This window comes from Mycolicibacterium xanthum (genome assembly GCF_019710635.1).
Lineage (GTDB): Bacteria > Actinomycetota > Actinomycetes > Mycobacteriales > Mycobacteriaceae > Mycobacterium > Mycobacterium xanthum.
Window position 1 is genome coordinate 1 of sequence record NZ_JAIFZS010000150.1, and the last position, 583, is coordinate 583.

The window sequence follows — 583 nt, forward strand, 5'->3', positions numbered from 1 at the left end:
CCGCACCCCACACCCCACCACCGGGCCCGGGACCCACCCCCGACGACACCGCCTACCTCATCTACACCTCAGGAACCACCGGCACCCCCAAAGGCGTCGCCATCACCCACCACAACCTCACCCAACTGATGATGTCGCTGGACGGCGGGCTACCGGAGGCGCCGAAACAGGTCTGGTCGCATTGGCATTCGTACGCGTTCGACTTTTCGGTGTGGGAGATCTGGGCCGCCCTGCTACGCGGGGGACGGCTGGTCGTGGTGCCCGAACCGATCTCGGAGTCACCGAGCGACTTCCACGACGCGCTCGTCGCCGGCGGCGTCAACGTGCTCACTCAAACACCCTCGGCGATAAAGGCTTTACCGCCGGATGGGCTGGAGTCGGTGGCCCTCGTGATGGGGGGTGAGGCGTGTTCGGTGGCGGTGGTCGATCGATGGGCACCGGGCCGGGTGATGATCAACGCCTACGGCCCCACCGAAACCACCATCTACACCACCATGACCGGGCCCCTGACACCGGCAACCACCCCGGTACCCATCGGCACACCGGTACCCGGAGCCGCCCTGTTCGTCCTCGACCACCACCT

At 66.9% G+C, this 583-nt stretch carries 1 protein-coding gene; it reads left to right on the forward strand.

The window, feature by feature from the left end; all coding sequences use genetic code 11:
• Positions 1-583 (forward strand): AMP-binding protein (locus tag JDV09_RS26475; protein ID WP_221372097.1); only part of this gene is annotated, 583 nt, incomplete at both ends.